This is a genomic window from Microbacterium sp. ABRD28 (assembly GCF_003850245.1).
GTDB lineage: Bacteria > Actinomycetota > Actinomycetes > Actinomycetales > Microbacteriaceae > Microbacterium.
In genome coordinates this window covers 736360-760229 of the sequence record NZ_CP031015.1, presented here as the reverse complement: position 1 = coordinate 760229, position 23870 = coordinate 736360, and the positions used below count along the sequence as shown (strand labels likewise).

General features: G+C 71.1%; 21 protein-coding genes. 12 read left to right on the top strand and 9 right to left on the bottom strand.

Annotated features, from left to right (window positions below; all coding sequences use genetic code 11):
* Window positions 1-90 precede the first annotated feature (90 nt).
* Window positions 91-1257 (top strand): polysaccharide deacetylase family protein, encoded by a 1167-nt coding sequence (locus DT073_RS03805; RefSeq protein ID WP_124292184.1) that lies wholly within the window; start codon window positions 91-93, stop codon window positions 1255-1257.
* A 121-nt stretch (window positions 1258-1378) separates the two neighbouring features.
* Here the strand turns inward: DT073_RS03805 and DT073_RS03800 are convergent, their stop codons facing one another.
* Complete coding sequence (locus DT073_RS03800) at window positions 1379-2521, bottom strand: glycosyltransferase (protein WP_124292183.1); 1143 nt, start codon at window positions 2519-2521, stop codon at window positions 1379-1381.
* 102 nt (window positions 2522-2623) lie between these two features.
* Between DT073_RS03800 and DT073_RS03795 the strand changes: the two genes are divergently transcribed.
* The 6 genes from DT073_RS03795 (at window position 2624) to DT073_RS03770 (ending at window position 9501) form a co-directional block, all read left to right on the top strand.
* A complete protein-coding gene (locus DT073_RS03795; protein ID WP_124292182.1) occupies window positions 2624-2884 on the top strand; it encodes a glutaredoxin family protein in 261 nt (86 codons plus the stop codon).
* 74 nt (window positions 2885-2958) lie between these two features.
* Window positions 2959-4545: a molybdopterin-dependent oxidoreductase gene (locus DT073_RS03790; RefSeq protein ID WP_124292181.1), complete on the top strand. Its 1587-nt coding sequence runs from the start codon at window positions 2959-2961 to the stop codon at window positions 4543-4545.
* A gap of 67 nt (window positions 4546-4612) precedes the next feature.
* Entirely contained in the window at window positions 4613-5476 is an 864-nt protein-coding gene (kynA, locus tag DT073_RS03785; RefSeq protein WP_124292180.1) for a tryptophan 2,3-dioxygenase, read from the top strand.
* On the top strand, window positions 5463-6488 hold the full coding sequence (locus tag DT073_RS03780) for an amidohydrolase family protein (protein ID WP_124292179.1): 1026 nt from the start codon (window positions 5463-5465) through the stop codon (window positions 6486-6488). The genes kynA and DT073_RS03780 overlap by 14 nt, the downstream gene beginning before the upstream one ends.
* Window positions 6481-7785, top strand: a complete 1305-nt coding sequence (locus DT073_RS03775; protein ID WP_205783009.1) for a kynureninase — start codon at window positions 6481-6483, stop codon at window positions 7783-7785. Before DT073_RS03780 ends, DT073_RS03775 begins: the two co-directional genes overlap by 8 nt.
* A gap of 9 nt (window positions 7786-7794) precedes the next feature.
* Entirely contained in the window at window positions 7795-9501 is a 1707-nt protein-coding gene (locus DT073_RS03770; protein ID WP_124292177.1) for an aldehyde dehydrogenase family protein, read from the top strand.
* 38 nt (window positions 9502-9539) lie between these two features.
* Here the strand turns inward: DT073_RS03770 and DT073_RS03765 are convergent, their stop codons facing one another.
* From DT073_RS03765 to DT073_RS03745, 5 genes are all read right to left on the bottom strand, one after another.
* On the bottom strand, window positions 9540-10241 hold the full coding sequence (locus DT073_RS03765; protein ID WP_124292176.1) for a hypothetical protein: 702 nt from the start codon (window positions 10239-10241) through the stop codon (window positions 9540-9542).
* Window positions 10242-10476: 235 nt separating this feature from the next.
* A complete protein-coding gene (locus tag DT073_RS03760; protein WP_124292175.1) occupies window positions 10477-11808 on the bottom strand; it encodes an ABC transporter substrate-binding protein in 1332 nt (443 codons plus the stop codon).
* A 53-nt stretch (window positions 11809-11861) separates the two neighbouring features.
* Window positions 11862-12788 carry a carbohydrate ABC transporter permease gene (locus DT073_RS03755; protein WP_240638757.1) on the bottom strand — a complete coding sequence of 309 codons (927 nt, stop codon included), beginning with the start codon at window positions 12786-12788 and terminating at the stop codon, window positions 11862-11864.
* Entirely contained in the window at window positions 12785-13732 is a 948-nt protein-coding gene (locus DT073_RS03750; RefSeq protein WP_124292174.1) for a carbohydrate ABC transporter permease, read from the bottom strand. The genes DT073_RS03755 and DT073_RS03750 overlap by 4 nt, the downstream gene beginning before the upstream one ends.
* Window positions 13729-15759, bottom strand: a complete 2031-nt coding sequence (locus DT073_RS03745) for a beta-galactosidase (RefSeq protein ID WP_240638914.1) — start codon at window positions 15757-15759, stop codon at window positions 13729-13731. Before DT073_RS03745 ends, DT073_RS03750 begins: the two co-directional genes overlap by 4 nt.
* A 217-nt stretch (window positions 15760-15976) precedes the next feature.
* Here DT073_RS03745 and DT073_RS03740 point away from each other — a divergent pair, with 217 nt between their 5' ends.
* Together DT073_RS03740 and DT073_RS03735 are read left to right on the top strand one after the other, a co-directional pair.
* Window positions 15977-16996, top strand: coding sequence for a LacI family DNA-binding transcriptional regulator (locus tag DT073_RS03740; RefSeq protein ID WP_124292172.1), 1020 nt, complete (start codon window positions 15977-15979; stop codon window positions 16994-16996).
* Window positions 16993-17304: a hypothetical protein gene (locus DT073_RS03735; protein ID WP_124292171.1), complete on the top strand. Its 312-nt coding sequence runs from the start codon at window positions 16993-16995 to the stop codon at window positions 17302-17304. The genes DT073_RS03740 and DT073_RS03735 overlap by 4 nt, the downstream gene beginning before the upstream one ends.
* Before the next feature lie 123 nt (window positions 17305-17427).
* On the opposite strand, the gene DT073_RS03730 is transcribed toward DT073_RS03735, so the two are convergent.
* The gene (locus tag DT073_RS03730; protein ID WP_124294334.1) at window positions 17428-18237 is read right to left on the bottom strand and encodes a helix-turn-helix domain-containing protein; all 810 of its coding nucleotides are present in this window, start codon (window positions 18235-18237) and stop codon (window positions 17428-17430) included.
* A 66-nt stretch (window positions 18238-18303) separates the two neighbouring features.
* Here DT073_RS03730 and DT073_RS15810 point away from each other — a divergent pair, with 66 nt between their 5' ends.
* Window positions 18304-19245, top strand: coding sequence for a phytanoyl-CoA dioxygenase family protein (locus DT073_RS15810; protein WP_164478139.1), 942 nt, complete (start codon window positions 18304-18306; stop codon window positions 19243-19245).
* Window positions 19246-19248: 3 nt separating this feature from the next.
* Here the strand turns inward: DT073_RS15810 and pip are convergent, their stop codons facing one another.
* Both pip and ypfJ read right to left on the bottom strand, forming a co-directional pair.
* Window positions 19249-20262, bottom strand: a complete 1014-nt coding sequence (gene pip / locus DT073_RS03720) for a prolyl aminopeptidase (protein ID WP_205783007.1) — start codon at window positions 20260-20262, stop codon at window positions 19249-19251.
* A complete protein-coding gene (ypfJ, locus tag DT073_RS03715) occupies window positions 20259-21134 on the bottom strand; it encodes a KPN_02809 family neutral zinc metallopeptidase (protein WP_124292169.1) in 876 nt (291 codons plus the stop codon). The genes pip and ypfJ overlap by 4 nt, the downstream gene beginning before the upstream one ends.
* A 67-nt stretch (window positions 21135-21201) precedes the next feature.
* Here ypfJ and DT073_RS03710 point away from each other — a divergent pair, with 67 nt between their 5' ends.
* Both DT073_RS03710 and DT073_RS03705 read left to right on the top strand, forming a co-directional pair.
* The gene (locus DT073_RS03710) at window positions 21202-22203 is read left to right on the top strand and encodes a malate dehydrogenase (protein ID WP_124292168.1); all 1002 of its coding nucleotides are present in this window, start codon (window positions 21202-21204) and stop codon (window positions 22201-22203) included.
* Window positions 22200-23867, top strand: a complete 1668-nt coding sequence (locus DT073_RS03705) for a cation:proton antiporter (RefSeq protein WP_240638755.1) — start codon at window positions 22200-22202, stop codon at window positions 23865-23867. The genes DT073_RS03710 and DT073_RS03705 overlap by 4 nt, the downstream gene beginning before the upstream one ends.
* The last annotated feature ends 3 nt before the right edge of the window (window positions 23868-23870 follow it).

Genomic DNA, 23870 nt, shown 5'->3' with positions numbered 1-23870 from the left:
ATCAGGACGCGGCGGTCTCGCGCTGCCGGCCGTGACGTGCCCGAAGGACTACGATGCCCTCGGCGCGGGGGCGCTGCGAAGGGGGACGTGATGTCGCAGGTGGGTCGATACGGAAGGCGGCGCGCCAGCGCCCGCGTGCGGCGCCGGAGGCGCCTGGTCGCGACGATCGCGGCCACCGTGCTCGTGGTCATCCTGGTCGCGACCGTCACGATCGCGGCACTCACGCGCGGTGCGCCGGCGCCCGCGGCTGACAGCGACACCTCGACGACGCCCGGGCCTTCGGCCGAGCCGACGCCCGAACCCACCCCGCTGACCCCGGTCGAGACGCTCCTGGCAAGCACCGACGACCCCAACGCGTGCGCGGTGAGCTTCGCCGGCGACGGCATCGACCAGGCGCCGATCCTGCAGACGCAGGGGACGCTCTACGCGGGCCTGCCGATCCCCGGGCGCGACGGCGCGGTCTTCGCCGGGTGGTACGCGACCCCCGAGGACGCCGCGACCTTCACCGTGCCCGCGCGGGTCAACGGATCGGAGATGGTCGCCTGCACCGACCGGCAGGTGACGCTGCACGGGGCGTGGAAGACCCCCGAGGAGAATGCCGCCGAAGACGCGCGCATCCCGATCCTGATGTACCACCAGTTCACGACGAACCCCGAGGGCGAGAGCGGGTGGCTGCGCGGCAACTACGCCTACATCGGCGACTTCGACGCGCACATGAACCACATCGCCACCGGCGGGTTCTACCTTCCGACCTGGGATGAGCTCAGCGCCTTCATCGACGGGCGGCTGTGGCTGCCGAACCGGTCGGTGATCATCACCGACGATGACGCCGATCAGACGTGGTTCGATCTCGCGGTGCCGGTGGTGGACAAGTACCAGGTGCTCTCGACGTCGTTCATGATCACGGCCTACCGGCAGGACCCGGCACCTTCGCCCTATGTGCTGCGCCGCTCTCACACGCACGACATGCATCAGGCCGGCGCGAACGGCGACGGGCGGATCACGAACTACGACGTTCCCGAGATCGTGGCCGACATGAAGACATCCGCTCAGGTTCTCGGGGTGAAGGAGGTGATGGCCTACCCCTTCGGTCATTACAACGAGACCGCGAAGGAGGGCCTGCGCCAGGCCGGCTTCGAGATGGCGCGCACCATCGAGCCGGGCTACGTCACGATCGGCACCGACAAGCTCGCCCTCCCCACCATCCGCATCAACTACGGAATGGGTCTGGACGCACTGGTGAACCTGATCGGCTGAGCGGGGCGGGGCGTGCCGCGCAGCGGCCGCTCTTCGCGCTGCGGGCGATTCCTGCGCTCACGCGGATTTCTGCGCTCACGCAGATCTCTGAGCGCGGGCGATCCGCGGGAGAAGGGACGGGTCAGAGCTCGCCGGGCGACATCGCCTGCGCGTCGAGCTCGTCGACGAACTGCCGCGCGCGGCTCGGAGCTCCCGCTCGTCGCGGGGCGTAGACGACCAGCGAGTGGAACATGAACCGCACGAGGAAGGCGACGACGAGCGTCATCCCGGCGGCGATGACGCTGGAGATGTGCCACGTCTCGACGAGGAGCGCGATGACCGGGATGCGGATGAGCGCCTCGGTGTTGTTGAAGGCGAACGACTTCGCGAAACGCGTCCAGACCCCGGATGCCTCGTGCTTCATGTCGTGGAAGACGAAGCGCTCCTGCAGCAGGAAGTTGCCGATGATCGTCGCCTCGGCGGCGATGACGGCCGCGACGATGTAACCGACCCCGAGCTGGATGAGCACCCACATGATCGCGAGGTTCGCCACGGCCCCCAGCCCGCCGATGAGGGCGAACAGCGACATCTTGCCGAAGCGCAGCGCCGTCAGCTGGGCGAGGAAGTGCAGGCCCTGACGGAACGACGCCTTCGATCGGCCGGCGTGCCGCTCGGCGAAGTCGAACGGCACCTCGGCGATGCGCAGCGACCTGCGCGCGAGGATCTCGAGCAGGATCTTGAACCCGCGCGGCATCAGCGTGGTGGGGTCGACGGCGCGGCGGTCGATGAGGAAGAACCCCGTCATCGGGTCGGTCACGTCGTGCAGCCGGAGGGGGAACATCGCCTTGGTCAACGCGGTCGACGCGCTCGAGACGAGGACGCGGGTGCGATCGGCGAGGCCGCCCGAGGTGCCGCCGCCGGCGTAGCGCGAGGCGATGACGACGTCGACGTCGCCCTGATCGAAGCGCCGGTAGAGCTCGGGGATCTTCTCGGGCGGATGCTGCAGGTCGGCGTCCATCACCAGGCACGCATCGGCCTCGGCGGCCTTCATGCCCGCCATGACCGCGCCGCCCAGACCTCCGGTGCGCTTCGCGCGGTGGATCAGCCGCACCGGAAGGGCCGCGCTCCGCGCGACGTCCTCGACCACGGCGGGGGTGTCGTCGGTGCTGTCGTCGACCACGATGATCTCGGCCTCGATGTCCTCGACCGCCGCAGAGACGCGCGCGACCAGCTCCGGGATGTTCGGAGCCTCATTGAAGGTCGGGACGATGATCGAGAGCTGCACTGCCGACCATCGTCGCACGATCCCCCGGGCCCGCGCGCGGCGTCGGGGAATGCGTCGGCCGTGCTCAGGCGTTGTCCATGCTCGGCACGAAAGGATTGAAGGATGACTGACACCCCCACCCCCATCACGATGTTCGGCGCGGACTGGTGCCGCGACTGCATCCGCACCAAGAAGCAGCTCGACGAGCTGGGTGTCGCCTACACCTACGTCGACCTCGTCGCGCAGCCCGAGGCCGCGGACGTCGCCCGGGAGATCTCGGGCCGCACGAATATCCCCGTCGTCGTCTACCCCGACGCGTCGCACCACGTCGAGCCCTCGAACTCCGACGTCGAGGCGAAGCTGCGGGAGCTCGCGCTCCTCTGACGCGCGCCGCGCCATCCGATCCCCGCCCCGCGACGAACAGGTGAAGTCAGGCCGAGAAGCGGAAGGGGAGCCGGATGACCACGAAGACGGCACGCCGCCCGATCGGGTGGGCTGCGGCATCCGGAATCATCGCCGCCGCCGCCTTCCTCGCCGCGGCCGAACTCGTCGCCCTGGTCGTCGCGCGCAGCGCGAGCCCGATCCTCGCGGTCGGGTCGTTCCTCATCGACATCGTTCCGCAGCCGATCAAGGAATTCGCGATCTCGACCTTCGGCGATGCCGACAAGGTCGTGCTGCTCATCGGGATCGGCGTCGGCGTGGTCGTCGCCGCGGCGGTCGCGGGCATCCTGCAGTACCTCCGACCTCCGCTCGGCGTCGCCGCCCTCGCGCTCGCCGGGATCCTCTCGGGAGCCGCGACGCTGACCCGTGCCGGAGCGACCCCGCTCAGCGTCCTGCCGCCGCTCGTGGGCACGGTCGTCGGCATCCTCGCGCTCATGCTGCTCGTCAACCACCTCCGCCGGTGGCGCAGCCCGCGCACGAACACTCCGGCCGAACACGCCGACACCCCGCAGCCCACCGCCGAACGCCCCGCTGCCGTCGACCGCCGCGCGTTCCTGCGTGCGAGCCTCGTCACCGCCGCGGCGGCGGTCGTCGTGGGAGCGGGTTCCCGCGTCGTCAACGCCGCGACCTCGTCTCTCGCCGCCATCCGCGAAGAGCTGGCCCTCCCCGCCCCCCGCACGACGGTGACCATCCCCGACGGGGCGAGCTTCGACATCCCGGGCCTGTCGCCCCTCATCACCCCCAACGACGACTTCTACCGCGTCGACACCGCACTCACCGTCCCCTCGGTCGACCCCGCCACCTGGCGGCTTCGGATCGACGGCATGGTCGACACCCCCGTCGAGCTGAGCTTCGACGACCTCGTCGCGATGGGGCTCGACGAGTACGCCGTGACCCTCACGTGCGTGTCGAACGAGGTCGGCGGCGGGCTGGTCGGCAACGCCGTCTGGCTCGGCGTGCCGCTCCGCGACGTCCTGCGCATGGCGGGCCCGCAGGCCGGTGCCGACATGGTGCTCTCGCGCAGCGTCGACGGCTACACCGCATCCACGCCGCTCAGCGCCGTCACCGACGACGGCATCGACGCGATCCTCGCCGTCGGCATGAACGGCGAGCCGCTCCCGTTCGAGCACGGCTTCCCGGTGCGGATGGTGGTGCCCGGCCTGTACGGCTACGTCTCGGCGACCAAGTGGCTCACCCAGCTGACCGTGACCACCTTCGCGCAGGACGAGGCGTACTGGACTCCCCGCGGCTACAGCGCCGAGGCTCCGATCAAGTTCTCCTCGCGCATCGACACCCCGCGTGCCGGCACCCCGATCCCCGCCGGACGCACGCCGATCGCCGGCATGGCCTGGGCCCAGACCGTCGGCATCGAGCGGGTCGAGGTCAGCATCGACGACGGCCCCTGGCAGCAGGCGACCCTGTCGACGCCGATCAACGACGACACCTGGGTGCAGTGGTTCCTCGACTGGGACGCCCCGGGCGGCACGCACTACATCGCCGTCCGCGCGGTCAACCGCGACGGTGAGACCCAGATCCAGGAGCGTGCGCCGATCGCACCCGACGGATCGACCGGATGGCAGCGGGTGCTGGTCACCGTCCGGTGACCGACATCCTCCGTCGCGCCATCCCCGCACCCGCGGCCGGACCACCGCGACTGGTTAGGCTGACGGGGTGACGGTCGAGCGCAACACCCGACCACTGGAGCCCACGGTCGAGACGGACTTCTCAGACCGGATGAGCTACGGCGGCTATCTGCAACTTCCCACCCTGCTGTCGGCCCAGCTGCCGCTGAGCGACCCCGAGCACCACGATGAGCTGCTGTTCATCGTCCAGCACCAGACCACCGAGCTGTGGCTGAAGCTCGTCCTGCACGAGCTCGCCGAGGCATGCCGCCTGCTGCGACAGGACGAACTCGCCCCGGCACTGAAGTGCGTCGCACGGGTCAAGCACATCCAGCGCACCCTGACCGAGCAGTGGTCGGTGCTGGCGACCCTGACCCCCACCGAGTACGCCCAGTTCCGCAGCGTCCTCGGCAAGGCGAGCGGCTTCCAGTCGGCGCAGTACCGGGCGGTGGAGTTCACGCTCGGCAACAAGAACGCCGCCGTCCTGCGGGTGTTCGACGCCGACCCGGCCGCGCACGACCTCGTGCGCACCGCGCTCGAGCAGCCGAGCCTCTACGACGAGTTCCTGCGGCTCCTCGCGCGCACCGGCTACGACATCCCCAGCGCGATCCTCGAGCGCGACGTCACCCAGGCGTGGACCTTCACCCCCGAGCTCGTTCCGGTCTTCACGAGCATCTACGCCGACACCGCGACGCACTGGGCCGCCTACGAGACGTGCGAAGAGCTCGTCGACCTGGAGGAGAACTTCCAGTTCTGGCGCTTCCGTCACCTGAAGACCGTGGAGCGCATCATCGGTGGCAAGACCGGCACGGGCGGATCGAGCGGCGTGCCGTTCCTTCGCCGCGCCCTCGACCTGACCTTCTTCCCGGAGCTCTGGGCGGTGCGCACCGAGGTGCCCGATGCCGCATCCTGAGCCGCTGCGCGCCCTGCTCGGACCCGACGCCGCCGCGGTCCGCCGCGCCCTCACCGACGAAGCGGGGGTCTCGCTCCCCGCGTTCGTCGATCACCACGTGCACCTGCACCTCGTCGACGGCGAGCGTCTGCCGCTCGGCGGGGTCGCAGCGGTGGTCGACCTCGGCGGCGATCCCGCGATCCTCGCCGGCCGCGCCGCGGGCACGCTCCCGCAGGTGACCTATGCCGGGGCCTTCCTCACCACCCTCGGCGGCTACCCCGCCGGTCGCGAGTGGGCCCCGCCGGCCATCGTCCGTCAGATCACCGACGCCTCCCCGCAGATCGGGCGCCCCGGGGGCGCGGCGACGGCGGTCGACGAGCAACGGCTCGCCGGAGCATCCGTCATCAAAGTCGTCCTCCATCACGACCGCCCCCTCCCTGAGGATGCCGTGGCGACGATCGTCGAGACGGCCCACGCCGCCGGGCTTCCGGTCGTCGCTCACGTCGAAGGCGAGGGGATGACCCGACGCGCGCTCGACGCCGGAATCGACGCCCTCGCGCACACCCCGTTCACCGAGCGGCTCGACGAGGCCCTCGTCGCCCGGGCGGCCGCCGCACAGGTGTGGATCTCGACCCTCGACATCCACCGCGACGACGAACAGGCAGCAGACGTCGCCCGCGAGAACCTCCGGGCCTTCCGCGCGGCCGGCGGCCGCGTCGTCTACGGCACAGACCTCGGCAACGGCGATCTGCCGCTGGGGGTGAATCCGCGCGAGCTGCGCGCCCTCCTCGCCGCCGGGTGTGACGTGCCCGCCCTCGTCGCCGCCCTGACCGATCCGTGGCCCGGCGCCGCTCCGCTGCCGGAGGTGCGCACGTTCCTGCGCGGGCAGCCGCCGCGGGCCGCCGACGGCGCCGACGACCCGACCGCCCTCGCCGACTGGCTCGCCACGGCGAGCGTTGTTCCGGGCGAAGACCTGCTCCCCGACCTCGACGACGAGGCCGGGAACGCCGACAGTGAGGATGACGATGACTGACCCCCGTGAGCGTGCCGGTACGCAGGACTGGGATGCCGCGGCATCCGCTCTCGACGCCGCCGATCCGCTCCGCGGCTTCCGCGACCGGTTCGTGGGAGCCGAGACGTCGCTGGTCTACTTCGACGGCAACTCGCTCGGCCGGCCCCCGCGCGCGACCGCCGATCGCCTCGCCCGCTTCGTCACCGACGAATGGGGCGGCCGACTCATCCGCGGCTGGGATGAGTCGTGGATGCGCCTCCCCTACGCGATCGGCGACGAGATCGGCCGGGTCGCCCTCGGGGCGGCGGCCGGGCAAACGGTCGTCGGCGACTCGACCACGGTGCTGCTGTACAAGCTGATGCGCGCCGCCGTCGATCACCAGCGCCGGCGCGACCCCGCCCGGGTCGAGATCGTCATCGACACCGACAACTTCCCCACCGACCGGTTCCTCGTCGAGGGGATCGCCGCCGAGCGGGGCGCGACGATCCGATGGATCGAGGTCGACACCGCCGCCGGGGTCACCCCCGACCAGCTGCGCGCCGCCGTGGGACCGGCGACCGCACTCGTCGTGCTGTCGCACGTGGCCTACCGCTCGGGACACCTGGCCGATGCGCCGGCGCTCACCGCCATCGCCCGCGACGCCGGTGCACTGCTGCTGTGGGATGTCTGCCACTCGGCCGGGTCGGTGCCGGTCGACCTCGACGGGTGGGGCGCAGACCTGGCGGTCGGCTGCACCTACAAGTATCTGAACGGCGGGCCGGGGTCACCGGCCTTCGCCTACGTCGCGACCCGGCTGCAGTCCGAGCTCACGCAGCCTATTCAGGGGTGGATGGGCGCGGCCGACGTCTTCTCGATGGGGCCGCGCTACGAGCCCGCCGCGGGTATGGGCCGATTCCTCTCCGGAACCCCGCCGATCGTCGGGATGCTCGCGATGCAGGACACCCTCGCGTTGATCGACGAGGCGGGTATCGGACCGATCCGTGAGAAGTCGCGCGCGCTCACCGGCTTCGCCGTCGACCTCGCCGACGACCTGCTCGCGCGCTACGGCGTGACCCTCGGGTCACCCCGCGACGCGGCCGAGCGGGGCGGACACGTGACGCTGCGGCATCGGCAGATGCGCGCCGTGACGGCGCGGCTCTGGGAGAACGACGTCATCCCCGACTACCGCGACCCCGGGGGCCTGCGCATCGGCCTGTCGCCGCTGTCGACGAGCTTCACCGAGACGCTGTCGGGCATGCGGGCCGTCGCCGACGCGCTCGAAGCCCTGGACGGGGATGGGGACGGAGCCCGAGCGACGACGGCCGGCACCGCGGCTTAGGCTGAGCGCGTGCCCGCACCTGACGTCGACGTCGCCCTCCGAGACCTGCGCGAGGGATCGCGCGCCTGGGTCGCGCTGACCCTCTCGCAGCGGGCTCGCCTTCTCGACCGCGTGCATGCGAGCATCAGCGACGCCGCCCCCGAGTGGGCTGCGGCGGCCGCGCGATCGAAGGGCCTCGACGCCGGCCACCCGCTCCGTGGCGAGGAGTGGCTCTCGGGTCCGTACGGCGCGATCGAACTCGTCGACGCCCTGGCCGCCACCCTCCGCCGGCTGGCACGGGGCGGCAATCCTCTCGACGGGGTGCGCGTCACCCCCGCCCCCGGGGGCCGGGTGCGGATCGACGCCTTCCCGCTCCGCGCGATCGACGCGCTGCTGCTGTCGGGGTTCACCGGCGAGGTGTGGCTGAGACCGGGCGTCACCGAGGCCGAGGCTCGGGAGAGGGCGGGTCTCGCACAGCGATCCCCCGGCGCCCCCGGCGGGGTGGGGCTCGTGCTCGGCGCCGGAAACGTCACCTCGATCCCGGTCGCCGACGTGCTGTACGAACTGTTCGCCCACAACCGCGTGGTGATGCTGAAGCTGAATCCGACGCAGGAGACGCTGCTGCCGGTGTTCACCCGCGCGCTCGCCCCGCTCATCGAGCCTGGGTTCCTGCGCGTGATCGCCGGCGGGCCCGAGGTGGGCGCCGCCCTCACCGCGCACCCCGGCGTCGATCACGTGCACATCACCGGGTCCGCGGCGACGTTCGAGCGGATCGTGTGGGGTGACGGGCCGCAGGCCCGCCGCCGGCGACGCGAGAACCGTCCCGCGCTGAAGAAGCCGATCACGGCCGAGCTCGGCGGGGTCTCGCCGATCATCGTGGTGCCCGGGCGATGGTCGGCTGCCGACATCCAGTATCAGGCCGAGCACATCGTGACCATGCGACTGCAGAACGCCGGGCACAACTGCATCGCCGGGCAGGTCGTGCTCCTCAGTCGCGACTGGCCGCAGCGCGCGCAGTTCGTGGCGGCGCTGCGGCGCGCATACGACGAGGCGACCACGCGCACCCCCTGGTACCCCGGCAGCGCGGAGCGGATGGATGCCGCGGCAGCGGCGTACCCCGACGCCGTCTGGTGCGCCGACGGCACCCGGCTGCTCGTCGAGGCCGATGCGGGAGCCGTGCCCGGACCCATCGAGGAGACCGAGTACTTCGCGCCGGTCCTCGGCGTGATCGCGCTCCCGGGTCTGGGTCAGGAGTTCCTCGACGCCGCGGTCGCGCACGCGAACGAACGGCTGACCGGCACGCTCGGCGCCAACATCCTCATCGATCCGGCGACCGAGGCGGCGCTCGGTGACGGGTTCGAGCGGGCGGTGACCGACCTGCGGTACGGGGCGATCGCGATCAACGCGTGGACGGCCTTCGTCTTCCTCACCCCGACCCTCACCTGGAGCGCGTTCCCCGGGAGCACCCTGCAGGACGTCGGGAGCGGTATCGGCGTCGTGCACAACGCGCTGCTGCTCGACGACGTCGAACGCTCGATCGCCCGCGGGCCGTTCCGACCCTTCCCCCGCTCCCTCACCGCGCTCGTGCGCGGTGGCCGATTCTCGGTGCTGCCGAAGCCGCCGTGGTTCGTGTCGTCGCGCACGGGCGCGACGGTGAGCGAGGGGTTCACCCGGTTCCGGATGCACCGGCGGTGGCCGGCGCTGGGAAAGACCCTGCTGCGGGCGTTCCGGGCCTAGGCGGGGACGGCGCCGCCGGCGCGGGTTCCGACGCGGATTCAGCCGACGGCGAGGATCACTCCCCACGCCAGCGCGGTCGTTGCCAGAAGGGGGAGGATGCCGGGAGCGTCGGCGTCCGCCGGCCGGAACCAGCCGCGGAACCACACCGCGATCGACAGGGCGAGCACGACGAGGGTGACGATCCGCGTCCCAAGCCCGACGGGGTCGCCGACCAGGCCCCCGCCGATCTGCGCGAACGCGATCAGCCCCCAGGGCACGATGCCGATGACCGCCGCCAGCGCGGCGGGGCGCCGGAGACCTCGGATGACGCGGGACGCGGTGGGGGCGTCGGCGGGTGCGGGGTCGTCGAGGCGGGGGGCGACGAGGGCACCGTCGAGGGCGAGGAGCATCACGGCTCCGGCCGTGAGCGCGTAGAGCGCGACGAGGGTCGTCAGTTCGGTGATGCCGTTCAGCTGGGCGATGAGGAAGACCGCGACGCCCGACAGCTGCGACCACCCGATCCAGGTGACCAGCCGCGCGCGTGTGGCGAGCGGTTCGATGCGCGCGACGGCGGCGTCGACGAGCCCGCCGAAGGCGAGCAGCACCACCGCGGCCCACCCCGCGTGGACGGTCGCGATCGCGACATCCGCTCCCCCCAGCCGGGCGGTGACCTCGCCGGTGGCCGGCATACCGATCAGCGTGATCACGACGCCGGCGATGATCGCCTGCACGAGGTACAGGCCTGCGCGAACGAGCCTCATGGGGTCATTCTGCCCGGCCGCGGTCGCCGCGGCGCAGGGTTGCGAGGTGGCATCGCCATTCCACGACGCCGGCGGAAGCCCGGACGCGAACGAGCCCACCCGATCCTCCCCGCCACCGCGTCCTTGCGAAAGGACGGGCGACGGGGAGGAAAGGGTGGGCTCGGCCGACCGAGGCCCCCGGCGAGAGGGGCCCCGGCCCGGCGCGGATTGGGCCGCGCCGGTGTCTTACCGCGTGTTACTCGGCGACGGGGATCGACTGCGCCTCGAGCGTCGAGATCGTGGCCGCCTGGCCCTCCTCGAGCGCCTCGAGCAGCGTGCCGTTGCCCTGCGCGGCGGCCTTGAAGCCGTCGGACACGTCACCGTAGGTCTGCGTCATGGTCGGGCCCCACGTGAAGTTGGGGTCGACCTGGGTCGCGGCCTCGGCGAAGACGTCGTAGATCGGCTGGCCGCCGTAGAACTCCACGCCCTCCTTCAGCACCGGCAGCTCCAGTCCCGCGGTGGTGGCGGGGTAGATCTGCGCGGTCTCGTTGAGCGAGGTGAGGGCCTCTTCCGAGGTGTTCAGCCACAGCGCGAACTTCGCCGCCTCGTAGAGGTGCTCGGTGCCGTTGAAGACCGCGATGGACGAGCCACCCCAGTTGCCGGCCTTCTGGTCACCGGCGTTCCACTGCGGCGCCAGGGCCACCGACCAGTTGCCGGAGGTGTCGGGGGCACCCGAGAGGATCGAGTTCGCGCCCCACACGGCCGAGTTCCAGGTCCAGACCTCACCGGAGTTGTAGGCGTTGTTCCACTCGTCGGTCCAGGCCGGGTAGGTCGAGACGAGGTCGTTCTCGATGAGGTCCTGCCAGTAGTCGGCGACCGTCGTCGACTCCTCGCCGGTGAGGTTCACCGTCCAGGCGTCGCCGTCGTTCTCGAACCACTGACCGCCCGCCTGCCAGACGAAGCCGGCGAACTGGTTGATGTCGCTGTCCGAGAAGTTGGTGATGTAGCCGCCGGCCTCGCGGACCTTCACCGCAGCCTCGCGGTACTCCTCCCACGTGGTCGGAACCTCGATGCCGTTCTGCTCGAACAGGTCGCTGCGGTAGAACAGCGCCATCGGGCCCTGGTCCTGAGGGATGCCGTAGACCTCGTCCTCGGTGCCGAGGGTGACCTGACCCCAGGTCCAGTCGAGGAACTGGTCCTCGGCGGCGAGCACGTCCTCGCACGCACCGAGGTCGACGAGGCCGTCCTGCACGCGGAAGTTCGGCAGCGCGTCGTACTCGATCTGACCGAGGTCGGGGGCGTTGCCGGCCTCGAGCTGGTTGAAGAAGTTCTGGTAGGTGCCGGCGTTGCCCGAAGGGCCCGTCTGCACCTCGACCTGGATGTCGGGGTTCTCCTCGTTCCACATCGCGACGGCATCCTCGATGCCGGGGATCCACGAGGTGAACGTGAGGGTGACATCCTCGCCGGCCGGCTCGCAGGAGGCGGCGTCGCCTCCACTGCCCGACCCTCCGCCGGCCGCACAGCCGGCGACGGCGAGCGCGGACACGGTGAGCAGGGCTGCGGTGGCCGCTCGTTTCGTTGAACGCATTGTTTCCTTCTCTCGGTGGTGGGTGCCCGGGTTGCTGCCCGGGCGGGGGGTTGTCACTTCAGCGCGCCGGTGCCGAGGCCCGTGCGCCAGTACCGCTGAAGCAGCAGGAACGTGATGATCAGGGGGACGATCGACAGCAGCGAACCGACGAGCACGAAGGTGCGCAGCTCGGGGAACTGGTTGATCGTGGAGTTCCAGGCGTAGAGCCCGTAGGTCACCGGGAACAGCTCTTCGCTGCGCAGCATGATCAGCGGCAGGAAGAAGTTGTTCCAGATGGAGACGAACTGGAAGAGGAAGACCGTCACCAGCGCCGGGAACATCAGGCGGATCGACACCGTGAAGAAGGTGCGCACCTCGCCCGCTCCGTCGAGGCGGCTCGCCTCGAGCAGTTCGTCGGGAACGGATGCCTCGGCGAAGACCCGGCTCAGATAGACACCGAACGGGCTGACGATGCTCGGGAGGAAGACCGCCCAGAAGGTGTTGGTCAGCTGCACCTGGCTGAACAGCAGGAACAGCGGCAGCGCGAGTGCGGTGGCGGGCACGAGCACTCCACCGAGGACGACGTTGAAGAGCGTCTCGCGGCCCGGGAACCGGTACTTCGCCAGGGCGTATCCGCACATCGAGGCCAGCAGGGTCGCCACGACGGCGCCCACCCCCGCATACAGCAGGCTGTTCAGCAGCCACCGGAGGTACACCCCGTCGCGGTAGGCCACGAGGGCGCCGACGTTCTCGAAGAACCGGAAGTCGGCGAACCACAGCGGGTTGGTGCTGAACAGGTCGCCGCGGTCTTTCGTGGAGGCGATGAGCAGCCACCAGATGGGCGTGAGGAAGTAGAGGGTGAAGACCCCCATGACGATGAAGGCGGCGGTGCGGGGGATGACGCCCTCGCGGGGTCCGCGACCCACGGCATCCTGTCCGCCGCCCCTCCGGCGGCGCGACGCCGTCGGGTTGACGGCCGTCATCGTGGTCGTCGTGGTCATGACGTCGCCGCCTTCCGCCGGGTGATGCGCAGGAACGTGAACGACAGCACGAAGGTCGCCAGCGCCAGTACCACCGAGAACGCTGCGGCGAGCGACACGTTCGGGATGGAGCTCGTGGCGTAGATCGTCATGTTCGGGGTGTACGTGCTCGTCACCGCCGAGCTGAACGACCGGAAGGTCTGGGGCTCGGCCAGCAGCTGCAGGGTGCCGATGATCGACAGCACCCCGGTGAGGACGAGCGCGGGGCGGATGAGCGGGATCTTGATCGACCACGCGATCCGTGCCTGCCCCGCGCCATCCAGGCGCGCGGCCTCGTAGATGTCGCCGGGGATCGCGAGAAGGGTCGAGTAGATGATCAGCATGTTGTAGCCGACGAACACCCAGGTCACGACGTTCGCAATCGACCACAGCACCAGATCGGACGAGAGGAAGTCGACCTGGCTGGTCACCGCTTCGAAGGGCGACAGGTTCGGCGAGTACAGGAAGCCCCACATGATGGCGGCGATGACGCCGGGCACCGCGTACGGCACGAAGAAAGCCAGGCGGAAGAACTTCTTCCCCCGCAGGAGAGGCGAGTCCAGCAGCAGGGCGAACAACAGCGCAAGGCCCAGCATGACCGGCACCTGCACGATGCCGAAGAGGAAGACGCGACCGACGGATGACCAGAACTCGGCGTTCTGGAACACCAGCGCGTACTGCGCGAACCCGCCGAAGACCTCGCGGGCCTCGCCGAACGTGCCTTCGCGCTCGACGACGAGCAGCGACTGCCACACCGCGTAACCGATGGGGATGACGTAGAAGAGCGTGAAGACCAGCGCGAACGGCGACACGAAGGCGACGATCGCCCACGGGTTCTGGACGCGGGGTCGCTTGCGCTTCTGCACCGGCGCGTCGGGCGCCGCGGCCGCGCCGGCGACGCCGGCGATGGGTGGCGAAGTGGTCATGCCGTCTCCTCTGTCGGCTGCTCACGGATGACACGGACGCCGCCGGCCGGAACGACGAGCGTTCCGGTCACGCGGCTCTGGGTCACGAGGTCATCGCCGACCGCGTCGATCTCGACGGGCCGATCGGTGGTGTTGATGACGAAACGGTAGGCGCGGTCGTCGCCGTGGCGGCGGATGACCTCGACGCCGCGTCCTGCACCGGGCTCTGCGGTGACCCCCGCCGCTGCGGCGGCGGTCTCGAGCAGAGCGCGCAGCGCCGGTGCCTCCAGCAGCGTCGCGACGTACCACGCGTCGCCGGTCCCGGCCGACCCGGCGGTGCGCCGGGTGATCGCCGGCAGACCCGCCGACGGCCCGTCTGCGAAACGTGCCACGACGGCGGCGTCGGTCACCGACATCCGCTCGGTCCACATCGTCGCCGTCGCACCGCTGTCGAGGGTGACGGTGGTTCCCGGCAGGACGGGGGCGAACTCCTCGACGCGGACGCCGAGCAGGTCGCGCCACGCACCGGGGTGACCGCCCGGGCGGACCCGGTCGTTCTCATCGACGATGCCGCTGTAGAAGGTGACGACGACGTGGGTGCCGGTCGCGGCGGCGCCGTCGAGGGCACGCGCGTCGGCGTCGGAGACGAGATGCAGGCCCGGCACGACCACGAGGCGGTAGCGCGAGAGGTCAGCACCCGGGCGCACCACGTCGACGGTGTGGCCGAGGTCGCGGAGCGCTGCGTACATCGCATGCACCTGGTCGAGGTAGCCGAGCGCGTGGTTCGGGCGGTTCTCGGCGTCGGCGGCCCACCAGGATTCCCAGCTGAAGAGCATCGCGACGTCGGCCGTGACGGTGGTGCCCGCGACCTCGTCGAGGCGACCGATCAGAGCGCCCAGCTCTCGCACCTCGCGCCAGAGAGCGCTGTCGGTGCCGGCGTGGGGAAGGAGGGCCGAATGGAACTTCTCCGAGCCCTGGAGCGAGGCGCGCCACTGGAAGTAGCAGACGGCGTCGGCGCCGCGCGCGACGTGCGACAGCGAGTCGCGGGTCATCTGACCGGGTGCCTTGGCGAGATTCACGGGCTGCCAGTTCACCGCACCGGTGGAGTGCTCCATGAGCAGCCACGGCTCGCCGCCCGCGAGCCCGCGGGTGAGGTCGGCGGTGAACGCGAGCTCGGCGAGCGGGTCGGCCAGTCGGGAGTCGAGGTAATGGTCGTTGGCGATGACGTCCATCTCGGGCGCCCAGGTCCAGTAGTCGAGGGCGTCGATGTGGGCGGTCACCATGAAGTTGGTGGTGACGGGGATGTCGCTGTGGCGACGGATCACGTCGCGCTCGGCCCGGTAGTGGGCGAGCACCTCGTCGCTGCAGAAGCGGCGATAGTCCAGGACCTGCCCCGGGTTGCGCGTGGAGACGGTGCGCAGCGGGGTGAGGATCTCGTCGAAGTCGCTGTAGCGCTGACTCCAGAAGCTCGTCCCCCAGGCGGCGTTCAGCGCGTCGATGGTGCGGTACCTCGCCTGCAGCCACCGGCGGAAGGCTCGGGTCGACTCGGCGCAGTGGCATTCGGCGTTGTGACACCCGAGCTCGTTGGAGACGTGCCACAGGGCGACCGCGGGGTGCGCGCCGTAGCGTGCGGCGACGGCCTCGACCAGCGCGAGCGCGTACCGGCGGAACACCGGGGAGCTCGGGCACCAGGCCTGGCGACCACCGGGATAACGGGTGGTGCCGTCATCCATCACCGGCAGGATCTCTGGATGCCGCGTGGTCAGCCACGGCGGTGGAGACGAGGTGCCGGTGCCGAGGTTCACGCGGATGCCGTTCTCGTGCAGCAGCGCGACGACCTCGTCGAGCTCATCGAAGCGGAAGGCGCCGTCGGGCCCCTGGAGGGCCGACCAGCCGAAGACGTTGATCGCGACCAGATCGACCCCGGCTTCGCGCATCAGGGCGACGTCTTCGCGCCACACCTCGGGCGTCCACTGCTCGGGGTTGTAGTCGCAGCCGAAGGCGACACCCTGGTGCGCGAAGCGCGGGTGAGCCGGCGACGCATCGATCTCGGTGAGAAGCGCGTCGTCGCTCTGCGGGGGGAGCGTCGTTGCGAGGTGGTCCACGGATCTCCAGAAGTGAGGGTGCTGTCCGACGTGCTGTGTGAACGTGCACAGTTTCTCGGACGACAACTCCTCGTCGAGAGTCTGTGAACGTACACACACTGACATTCCCGCGGGCCGGCTGTCAAGCAGAAAGTCGAACGGCGGGGGCTACAGTGGCCTCGTGACCACTCCGCCCGTGCGCCCCAAACGTGCGACCGTGCACGATGTTGCGCTGGAGGCCGGGGTGTCGCGCGGCACGGTCAGCCGGTACGTCAACGGCGACCGCTACGTCTCCGCCACCGCGCGCGAGGCGATCGAGGCGGCCATCGCGAAGGTCGGCTACGTGCCGAACACCGCGGCGCGCAACCTCGTGATGCAGCGGAGCCAGGCGGTCGGTTTCATCGTGCACGAACCGCACTCGCTGTTCATCGAAGATCCGAACATCGGCGAGATCCTGCTGGGGGCCAACGCCGCCCTCTCCGAGGCCGATCATCAGATGGCCGTGCTCATCGCCGACACCGGCCGCGACACCGACCGCGTCGCCCGCTACCTCTCCGGTGGCTTCGTCGACGGGGTCATCATCGTCTCGGCTCGAGCGAACGACCCCATCACGCGGGTCGTGGAGCGGCTTCAGCTGCCGGCGGCGTACGTGGGCCACCCTCCCGGCGCGTCCTCGGCCTCGTTCGTCGTCATCGACAATCGCGGTTCGGCCCGCGCGATCACCTCGCGCCTGAGGAAGACGGGTCGCCGACGGATCGGCATGATCGCCGCGGCGCTGGACCGCGACTCGGGGTCCGACCGCCTCGCGGGTTTCCGCGAGGCGCTCGGCGAGCAGTTCGACGACCGCCTCGTCGAGCCGGTGCCGCTGTACTCGTACTCGGCGGGGAGAGAGGGCATGCAGGCGCTGCTGGCGCGCGCACCCGACATCGACGGCATCTTCGCGGCATCCGATGCGGTGGCCGCCGGAGCGGTGGAAGCCCTGCGCGCGGCCGGACGCCGGGTGCCCGAGGATGTCGGCGTGGTCGGCTTCGACGATTCGGCGTGGGCGCGGCGCACCCTGCCGGCGCTGTCGACCGTGCGCCAGCCCGCAGCGGGGCTCGGCGCCGAGGCGGCGCGGCTGGTCCTCGATCGCATCGGCGGCGCCCCCGGGGGTGCCGAGGTGATGCTCGAGTGCGAGACGGTGTGGCGGGAATCGGCATGAACCTCGACGACAGCACCCTCGCGGCACGCGTGCTCGAAGCACGGCTGGAGGTGCGGCATCCGTCCCCGCTGAAGCGCGCGGCGAAATACGTCGGCGCGTTCGCGCTGGCCGTCATGGGCGGCGGCGACGACCTCGCCGCCCCGACGTTCGACCTGGTGGTGGTGCGCTCCGACAGCGACGCACCGGTGCTCCGCGTGAACGCCGGAACCGATGCCGAGGCGAGCCGCCTGCTCGAGACGGTGCGGCGCGACCTCGGCGAGAAGACCGTGCGCGACTTCTTCGCCGAGTGGCGGCTGCTCGACGCCTGACCGCCGCGTCCGCTCCCCTCCACCCCCCGCTCCTGCACCGGCACTGCACCTGCGGAGAATCGCGCGGACTTCGGACGCGGCGCCCGGGGCAGCTCCGAGGTCGGCGCGCATCTCCGAAGCTCGTCACGCGCCGGCCAGGCGGCGCCGGTAGGCGGCGGGCGGCTCGCCGCAGCGGTCGCGGAACCGCGCGTAGAACTGGCTCTGCGACCGGAAGCCCGCGGCGAAGCCGACCTCGGCGATCGGCAGGTCGGTGGTCAGCAGCAGCCGCTGGGCCCGCGCAACCCGGCACTGCAGCAGGTACTCGCCGACCGTGATGCCGAGCGCCCGCCGGAACAGCGTCATCGCATACTGCGGGTGCAGGTGCACGTGGCGGGCCACGTCGTCAACCCGGATGTCGTCGGCGGCACGCTCGGAGATGAAGGCCGCCATCGCGCCGGCGGCTCCCTTCACCCCCGGATGCCCCGGGGCGACCTCCGTGCGACGGGCGGCGATGCGACCCAGGAGCGCTTCGACCTCGAGCTCGGCCGGGCGTCGCTCGGGGTCGGCGGGATCACGCGCCAGCGCATCGGTCCACAGCTCCGCCCGTGGGGCGAGCGCGAGCCCCGCCTGCTCCGAGACGAGCACGAGGTCGCCGGCCAAGAGCGATCCGATGAACCCGCCCGGCAACGACCAGCCGAGCGCCACCCCGAGCGGCACGGTGACCCAGCTCACCTCGTCGACGGCGGTGACCAGCCGGTGTGGCCGGGCCGCCCAGAACACCCCGAGGCTTCCCGCCGGGATCGTGGCCTGCCTCCCGTCGATGAGGTAGACCAGCGGCGAGGGCGAGGCGTTGACCTCGAGGTCGTCGTGCCGGTGCGCGGCGAACATCGCCGGCACCGCTCCTCGGAACGAGGCCAACCCGAACCACTCCGGCCGGTCGTCTGGCATGCTCATGATCCCGGAATTCTCCCATGCATCTCGGGAAGTCCTGCGGTGGACTCCTCCCGTAGCGTCCCTTGCATGACCGACACCACACTGACCGCCACCCCCGTCGCGCCGACGCGCGCGTGGCACCTCACCCCGGAAGAGATCGCCTTCTTCGACGCGAACGGGTACCTGATCCTCCGCGACCGGATCCCCACTCCCCTGCTGGAGCGTCTTCGCGCGGCATCCGATGCCTGGATGACCCAGGGCCGCGCTCTGGGTCCCGATCACCCCGACGCGGGGGACTACGCGTGGGCGAACCGGGGCGGGCAGAAGCGCATGTTCCGCGTGGACTACCTCCACAACAAGGCCCAGTCCGCGTCGCTGGAACTTCTCGGCAGCCCCGCCGTGCTCGGCATCGCCGAGAGCCTCGCGGGCGAGAACTTCGTGCCGACGTACGAGTCGCTGGTGTTCAAAGACGCCGGAGACGGCGCCGCCATCGACTGGCACCAGGACGCGGTGCACCCCCGCACCCACCGCATCTTCAACATCGACGTCTACCTCGACGCCTCGCGCGCCGGGGAGGGCGCCCTCCGGGTGGCTCCCGGCTCGCACCGCGCGCCCGTCGACGTCTGCCAGCTGCAGGAGGAGTACGGCTGGAATGCACCCGGCGTCATCCAGGTCGAGCTGAACCCCGGCGACGTGCTCGTGCACGACGTGATGATCGTCCACGGCTCGGAGGCCGTGACCGGGAATCGCCTGCGCCGGACGATCTACTACGAATTCCGCGCCGCAGAGCAGATCCTCAGCGAGGGGCCCTGGGATGCCGAGTGGGTCGACCGGCGCCTGCGCCTCGTGCCGCTGGGCCTGCGCGAACACGCCCGGCAGAATCCCGACACCGAGGCCTTCGACTGGCGGATCTCCCCCGAACTCGCCCCCGCGGTCGGCGAGGACGACGCCGCCGAGCTGCGCATCGCGCACGTGGTGCACTCGCCGGGGTCGTACTGCAGCGCCGGGAGCGTGCCTTTCACCGCGTGAGGCTCAGTCGGTGACGTCTGTCGATGCGGGCACGTCGAGGGTCGCGAACCGGTCGGTCGCTGCGCGCAGCGCGGCGGCGATCCCCGGCTCCGAGGCGGCGTGCCCGGCGTCGTCGACGATCACCAGCTCGGCCTCCGGCCACGCCCGGTGCAGGTCCCACGCCGTCATCACCGGCGTGCAGACGTCGTACCGGCCTTGGACGATCACACCCGGGATGTCGCGGAGCGCCGTCGCGCCGCGGATCAGCTGCTCCTGGGTGAACCATCCGCCGTGCATGAAGAAGTGGTTCTCGATGCGGGCGAAGGCGGTCGCTGCGACCTCGTCCGTCATCGTGTCGACGAGGTCGGCGTCGGGTCTGAGGGTGAGCGTCGCCGCCTCCCAGCGGGTCCACGCCTTGGCCGCCGGCACGTGGACGGCCGGGTCGGGGTCGGAGAGCCGTCGGCAGTACGCCTCGATCATGCGGGAACGCTCGAGCACCGGGATCGGGGCGAGGTAGTCCTCCCAGAGGTCGGGGAAGATCGCCGCCGCCCCACCCTCGTAGAACCACTCCAGCTCGTGCGGGCGCAGGGTGAAGACACCGCGAAGCACCACCTCGGTGACCGCGTGGGGGTGGGTCTCGGCATACGCCAGGGCCAGCGCACTCCCCCACGATCCGCCGAAGACCTGCCACCGTGTGATCCCGAGGTTGCGGCGCAGCAGCTCGATGTCGGCGACGAGATGCCAGGTGGTGTTGAAGCGCAGGTCGGCATCGGGCGCCGACGCGTGCGGGGTGCTGCGGCCGCAGCCGCGCTGGTCGAAGAGCACGATGCGGTAGCGCTCGGGGTCGAAGAACCGGCGGTGCCACGGCGATGTCCCGGCGCCCGGGCCCCCGTGGAGGAACACCACGGGCTTGCCGTCGGGGTTGCCGCTCTCCTCCCAGTACACGCGGTTGCCGTCGCCGACGAGGAGCTCGCCGGTCGCGTACGGCTCGATCGCCGGATAGAGGATGCCGTCGAGGTGCGCCGGGCCGCTGCTCACAGTTCGCTCCCCGAGACCGCGAAGGTGTCGCAGGCACTGACCCCGCCCTGGTAACCGGCGGCGAACCACCGCTGCCGCTGCTCGCTCGACCCGTGCGTCCAGCTCTCGGGATTGACCGGCGCCCCGGCCTCCTGCTGGATGTGGTCGTCGCCGACCGTGGCCGCGGCGTTCAGGGCGTCGGTGACCTGGGTACCGGTCGGCTCGAGGAGGAACGGCACCCCGTTCTCGTCGACGTACTCGGTCATCGCCGCGACCCACGCCCCGGCGAAGCAGTCGGCCTGCAGCTCGATCCGCACGCCGTTGCTGTCGGGGCCGGTGCCGTTGTCGGGGTTCTGCTGCGTGATGCCGGTGATGTTCTGCACATGGTGGCCGTACTCATGCGCGAGCACGTAGAGCTGCGCGAGCTCGCCGGCGCTCGCGCCGAAGCGTTCCCGCAGCAGCCCGAAGAAGGTGGGGTCGATGTACACCGTCTCCTCGGGCGGGCAGTAGAACGGCCCCGTCGCGTTCGAAGCGGTGCCGCACGCCGACGATGTGGACTGGTCGACGATGATCAGCTGCGGCTGACGGTAGCCCTCGACCTGCTCGGCCCAGTACTGGTCGAGCACGAGCGATCCCGCCGCCAGGCGGCATGCGTCGTTGCGGTTGGCGTCGGCGCCGGTCTCGCACGATGCGATCTCACTGCCCTCGCCGCCGGAGACGCCGGGCACGCCGCCACCGCCCAGGAGGCCGGAGAAGTCTCCCCCCGTGAACAGGTTCAGCAGCAGGACGGCGATCGCACCGATGCCGGCCACACCGCCTCCGGCGAGAACGAGTCCGCCGCCGCGTCGTCGCGCCGTGTTCCCGCCGATCTGGGCGTTCTCATTGAACGTCATCTGCTCACGGTACCGCTCCGAACGCCTCCCTCACGGGACGACGCCGCCCGGCCCTATGCTCGGAGCCATGCGCGCGACGACGATCACCCTCACCGGCGCCGGAGGGCAGATCGGCTACGCCCTGCTCTTCCGCATCGCCGCCGGCGACATGCTCGGTCCCGATCGTCCCGTGCGACTCCGGCTGCTGGAGATCCCCGCCGGCCTCCGCGCCGCCGAGGGCGCAGCGCTGGAACTGCAGGACTGCGCCTTCCCCCTCCTGGCCGGAGTCGAGATCTCGGATGACCCGCGCACCGCCTTCGACGGCTGCGAGATCGCCCTGCTCGTCGGCGCCCGCCCCCGCGGGCCGGGCATGGAGCGCGCCGACCTGCTCGCTGCCAACGCGGGGATCTTCGGCCCGCAGGGCGCGGCCCTCAACGATGTCGCCGACGACGCCGTCCGCGTCGTGACGGTGGGGAACCCCGCCAACACCAATGCCCTCATCGCACAGTCGTCGGCCCCCGACATCCCTCCCGAGCGCTTCACCGCCCTCACCCGCCTCGATCACAACCGCGCCGTCGGCCAGCTCGCCGGCGCTCTCGAGGTCAACCCGCGCGACATCGACGGGGTCATCGTGTGGGGCAACCATTCGGCCACGCAGTATCCCGATGTCTCGCATGCCACGGTCGCCGGCCGTCCCGTCATCGACGCCCTCGCCGAGCACCGGGGCGGGGTGGACGCCGCGATCGCCTGGCTCGACGAGGAGTTCGTCCCCCGGGTGGCGCGCCGGGGCGCCGAGATCATCGAGGTTCGCGGCTCGTCGTCGATCGCCTCGGCCGCTCACGCCACGATCGAGCACGTGCGCAGCGATGTGCTCGGCGGTTTCCGCACATCGGCGGCCGTCGTCTCCCACGGCGAGTACGGCGTGCCCGAGGGGCTCATCTGCTCCTTCCCCGTCACCTCCGACGGTTCGGGCTATCGGGTCGTCGCCGATCTGGGCGTCGACGACCGGTCGCGCACGCTCATCGACGCCTCGGTCGACGAGCTCGTCGCCGAGCGCGACGCCGTGCGGAGCCTGGGCATCCTGCCGTGATCGAGGTCATCGTCATCGCCACGGTGACGGTGCTGGTCATCGCCGGCGCGACCGCGCTCGGTCCGCGCCTGCGGCTCGCCGGGCCTCTGCTGCTCGTGCTCCTCGGGCTCGGTGTCAGCCTGCTGCCGTTCGTGCCGGCGTTCGAACTCGACCCCGAGGTCATCCTCATCGGGGTGCTGCCTCCCCTGCTGTACTCGGCGGCGGTCTCGCTTCCGGCCATCGAATTCCGCCGCGACGTGCGGCCGATCTCGGGGCTCGCCGTGCTGCTCGTGGTCGTGAGCGCCGTCGCGCTCGGGTTCTTCTTCCACGCCGTCGTTCCGGGGCTCGATCTGTATCTGGCGATCGCGCTGGGGGCCATCCTCAGCCCCACCGACGCGGTGGCGACCTCCATCGCGAAGCGGCTCGGCATCTCCCGTCGCGTCACCACCTGGCTCGACGGTGAGAGCCTCCTCAACGACGCCACCTCGCTCGTGATCCTGCGCACCATGGTCGCCGCGGCGGTGACCGGCTCCATCCCCGAGGGCGGAATCGTCGGGGCGTTCCTGTGGGGCGTGGTCGTCGCGATCGTCGTCGGCTCGATCATCGGCTACGTCAACCTGCGGGTACGCGCGCTCGTGCGCAACCCCGCCGCGAACACCGCGATCGGGTTCGTGGTGCCGTTCGTGGCGTACCTTCCCACCGAGGCGCTCGGCGGCTCGGGCCTCGTCGCCGCCGTCGTCGCCGGAATCGTCACCGGGCAGGGCGCCGCCCGCCGGTTCACCCCCGAGCAGCGCCTGTCCGACGAGCTGAACTGGCGCACGGTCGAGCTCGTCCTCGAGGGTGCGGTGTTCCTGGTGATGGGGCTCGAACTGAAGGACCTGTGGGACTCGGTGGCCGGCGACGGTGCCGGTGGTCTCGAGCGGGCGGTCTTCCTCGCGGCGACGGCGCTGCTGATCATCCTCGCTGCGCGCGCGGTGTTCGTCTCCCTCCTCGTGTGGGGCGAGTCGCGCCGCGCGCGACGCGCGGCCCTCCACCTCCCGCGGGTGCGCACCTGGCCCGACAGGGTGCCCGAACGCGCCCGTCCACGGGTGCTCCGTTTCATCGAAGACCTCGAGTATCACCGCACCACCCCGCTCGGGTGGCGGCACGGCACCGTCATGGTGTGGGCCGGCATGCGCGGCGTCGTCACCCTCGCGGCGGCGCAGACCCTTCCGGCCGAGACGCCGTCGCGCGATCTGCTCGTCTTCGTCGCCTTCCTCGTCGCCGTCGGCAGCCTCCTGCTGCAGGGCTCGACGCTCCCGTGGGTCGTGCGCATCCTCGGCCTCGACGGCGAAGGCGACGAGACCGTCGGTCGCGAGGAGCGGCTGCGGCTGGATGAGGAGCTCCGGGATGCCGCGGCCGCGGCCCTCGCCGATGAGAACCTCTCCCGACGAGACGGCGAGAGCTTCTCGCCGGAGCTCATCGCCCGCGTCGGCGACCGCTACTCGAGACCGCCCGATGACGACACCACCGCGCTCGTGCGCGACTCGCTCGAGCTGCGCCTCGTGCTCATCCGCGCGATGCGTCGGCGGCTCACCGAGCTGTCGTCGGGCGGGGCGTACAGCACCGCGGTGCTCCGACACACGCTCGCCGAGCTCGACGCCGATGAGCTGAGCCTGGAACTCCGCCTCGACGGCGAGGACTGAGAG

Bases quoted from the DNA above. Each gene is read 5' to 3' on its own strand.
- DT073_RS03805 (WP_124292184.1), top strand. From the start codon at position 91: ATGTCGCAGGTGGGTCGATACGGAAGGCGGCGCGCCAGCGCCCGCGTG.
- DT073_RS03795 (WP_124292182.1), top strand. From the start codon at position 2,624: ATGACTGACACCCCCACCCCCATCACGATGTTCGGCGCGGACTGGTGC.
- DT073_RS03790 (WP_124292181.1), top strand. From the start codon at position 2,959: ATGACCACGAAGACGGCACGCCGCCCGATCGGGTGGGCTGCGGCATCC.
- DT073_RS03780 (WP_124292179.1), top strand. From the start codon at position 5,463: ATGCCGCATCCTGAGCCGCTGCGCGCCCTGCTCGGACCCGACGCCGCC.
- DT073_RS03775 (WP_205783009.1), top strand. From the start codon at position 6,481: ATGACTGACCCCCGTGAGCGTGCCGGTACGCAGGACTGGGATGCCGCG.
- DT073_RS03765 (WP_124292176.1), bottom strand. From the start codon at position 10,241: ATGAGGCTCGTTCGCGCAGGCCTGTACCTCGTGCAGGCGATCATCGCC.
- DT073_RS03760 (WP_124292175.1), bottom strand. From the start codon at position 11,808: ATGCGTTCAACGAAACGAGCGGCCACCGCAGCCCTGCTCACCGTGTCC.
- DT073_RS03755 (WP_240638757.1), bottom strand. From the start codon at position 12,788: ATGACCACGACGACCACGATGACGGCCGTCAACCCGACGGCGTCGCGC.
- DT073_RS03750 (WP_124292174.1), bottom strand. From the start codon at position 13,732: ATGACCACTTCGCCACCCATCGCCGGCGTCGCCGGCGCGGCCGCGGCG.
- DT073_RS03735 (WP_124292171.1), top strand. From the start codon at position 16,993: ATGAACCTCGACGACAGCACCCTCGCGGCACGCGTGCTCGAAGCACGG.
- DT073_RS03730 (WP_124294334.1), bottom strand. From the start codon at position 18,237: ATGAGCATGCCAGACGACCGGCCGGAGTGGTTCGGGTTGGCCTCGTTC.
- DT073_RS15810 (WP_164478139.1), top strand. From the start codon at position 18,304: ATGACCGACACCACACTGACCGCCACCCCCGTCGCGCCGACGCGCGCG.
- ypfJ (WP_124292169.1), bottom strand. From the start codon at position 21,134: ATGACGTTCAATGAGAACGCCCAGATCGGCGGGAACACGGCGCGACGA.
- DT073_RS03710 (WP_124292168.1), top strand. From the start codon at position 21,202: ATGCGCGCGACGACGATCACCCTCACCGGCGCCGGAGGGCAGATCGGC.